We start from the raw sequence: 2,652 nt of genomic DNA on the forward strand, positions 1-2,652 counted from the left end.
CTGGCGCCGCTGGGCGCGGACCGCTCGCACGCGCTGGCGGAGGCGATGCGCACGCTGCGCGCGGCCAACGGCGACAGCGACGGTTTCTGACCGCGCAGGATCAGCAGCCGGTGCCGCGATGCGGCCGTCCCGCCAGCGGCAGTCGCGCCCGCACCGACCATTCGCCGTCGTAGCCGGTCACCCACGCTTGTTCGAGCACCGCAGGAGGCGGCAGGTGCCCGGCGATGCCCGCCGCGATGCTCCGCGCGTCCGAAGTGGACACATCCATCGCGACGGTCAGGTGCGGGTCCACGTCGTCGCCGTGCGAGCCGCCGTAGGGAACCAGGTGCGGCCAGCGGGACCGGACCGCGTCGGTGAGCTCGCGCAGCGGTTCGAGCGGTTCGGGCCGCAGCGCGACGAAGCCGTGGTCCGGCTCCGGCAGGGCGAACTCGACGCGCGGCGCGGTCCGCCGCGCGAACAGCGCGCGCAGCTCGTCCAACACCGGATCGTCCACTTCGGACAGCGGCAGGAACGGGTAGAGCACCGTGATGTGCGCGGGAACGCCGTCCCGCACCGCTCCGGGATAGTCGGCGGCCACCTCCCGCAGCAGCGCATCGGCACCGGGAACCGGCAGCAGCAGCGCCGTCACACCATGTTCGGGCATGGTGCCGTTATACTGCCGCGGCACCCGGTTTCCCCGCGCACCCGGTTTCCCCGCGCACCCGGTTTCCCCGCGCACCCGGTTTCCCCGCAGCAGGACGACCGGGCGGCACGCGCGCAGTCGCGACACCGCGGCGATCACCGTTGGAGATCGTCAACGGTCTTCTTCCACTCGTGTTTGGGGCCGCCGCGATTCAGCGTGTGCCCGGCATCGCGCTGTTCCACGACCATGTAGTAGCGCGAACCTTGCACCGTGATCGGAATGCGGTTGCTGGCACGCGGGTGGAAGTGCTCGACTTGGCCGACTTCCCGGTTCTCCCCGAACACCCGGGACCGCCGGGCGTCGCCGGAAACCGTCTCCAGCAACTGCTGCCCTGCGAGCAGGCGGGTGACCAGAACGCTTCGCATATAACCGGCGACCTCTTTACCGTACGAATCCAGCTTGTCTTCATCGTCGGTCATGTCGGCCGCCGGCCTGGGAGCGACGTTGTACGACCGGCGAACCTCTTTCGCCAATTCGCGTTCATTTCCCTCGACCAGCCATGCGAGCAGCGCTTTCGCTTCGTCGTCGCTGAGGATCGACATCACCACGTCCTGCGGACTGGCCTTCAACATCACGTGGAAACGGTGCTTGTCGTCCGGGCTTTCGGCGCCCCGGGTCACGTCGTAGTACTTGTACTGCACCTCTTGGAACAACACCTGCGTGAGCAGGGAGCGGAGGTTCGGCCAGCGAACTTCCGGCCCTTGCGTCCGAGCCCTCCAGCGCTCGGCGACTTCAGCGGCCAGAGCGGCACCCCCCTCCCTGGCCTTCCGGTAGCGCACGGCATCCACTTGCTCCGGCCGGTTGAAGAACTTCTCGAAATCCTTGTCGTCGGCTTTTTCCGGTCGCCAGCCCAGCTTTCCGTAAGGGGTCGAAACATTGGTCTGCTGATTCGAGTTGGGCGTCACGTGGGACGACGTTCGCAATTTGGCGGAGCGCGTCGCCGGGGTGAGCTTGTACCGCTTCTCCGCAGCAGTCCGCAATGTCTTGTTGTAACTCAATATGCGCTCTTTCAGGTTCCCTTTCGTGCCGAGAGCTTTTCGCAGGTTCTCCCGCGCCGTGAGCAGTGCGGCCGAGCCGTATTCAGCGGATGTCAGCGGACCGTAGATCAGTTCTACCGATGGAACGTCGCCGGACCTTCCCATCCCCTCGACCTCTAATTGCAGGACCGGACGGCCGACTTCCGTCTGCTCCGCCGTGCTGGCCAGCAAATCCGTGTTCTTGACCGATTCGCCTTCGGGAACGTCCAGATTGACGTTCCCCAGCTCGATCTCGAGACCCACCACGCGGGGATTGTCCAGGCCCTTCGGCTGCTTTCTCGAACCTTTTTCACCATCCGCTTCACCGGACTGGTACTCCGCGATTTCGGCCCGTACAAATTCGCTGGTGACATGCGGTTTTTCCACCAGCCGCCGCAACCGTTCTTGCGATCCAGGGGTAGCGTCCTGAACCACGGCGCCGGGGTCGGCCGGATTCTTCTTGTCGTCGATGTCACCACTCGTCCGGCGGATCTCGAAGAACGTGATGAAGTCCGAGTCCCCGGCCAAACCGTGCTGCTGCAGCTCAGCTTGGAATTCAGGCAACGCCATGCGTTGCACGGGATGTCCGGCGGCTACCGGGTTACCACCACCGCGCCCGCGTTCCACCAGCTTGGCCACCTCGGAGTTTCCGAGCACGCCTTGCAGCCGCGCGAGCTCCGCGGCGGGAAGCGGATCCCGCACCTGAGCCGGTGCCGCCGTCGCGCGCACCGCATCGGATTTTCTCGAAGTTTCCGCATCGCGCCGCTCGTGCGCTCGCATGATCGTCTCCCGGAAGTCGTGGACAGCCCGCTGCCCGGACCTTGCCACCTGCCGGCAACACGGCCGCAGGAGCTGGCGGGCAAAGCCGAGAGCAAGATCTTTGCCCTGCAGGACGTCCGCACCACGGTTCCGGCTCGCGGTCCGGGTCCGGCCTCGGCCGAATCAGCGACTCCA

At 66.4% G+C, this 2,652-nt stretch carries 2 protein-coding genes; both read right to left on the reverse strand.

The genetic code is table 11. The annotated features are described in order from the left end of the window. Positions 1-100: 100 nt before the first annotated feature. Entirely contained in the window at positions 101-643 is a 543-nt protein-coding gene (locus tag IJH84_RS17740; protein WP_295146447.1) for a 2'-5' RNA ligase family protein, read from the reverse strand. A 134-nt stretch (positions 644-777) separates the two neighbouring features. Then, a complete protein-coding gene (locus IJH84_RS17745; RefSeq protein WP_295146450.1) occupies positions 778-2,478 on the reverse strand; it encodes a hypothetical protein in 1,701 nt (566 codons plus the stop codon). Between the last annotated feature and the right edge of the window lie 174 nt (positions 2,479-2,652).

The organism is Saccharopolyspora sp. (assembly GCF_017434145.1).
GTDB classification, from domain to species: Bacteria; Actinomycetota; Actinomycetes; order Mycobacteriales; family Pseudonocardiaceae; genus Saccharopolyspora_C; species Saccharopolyspora_C galaxeae.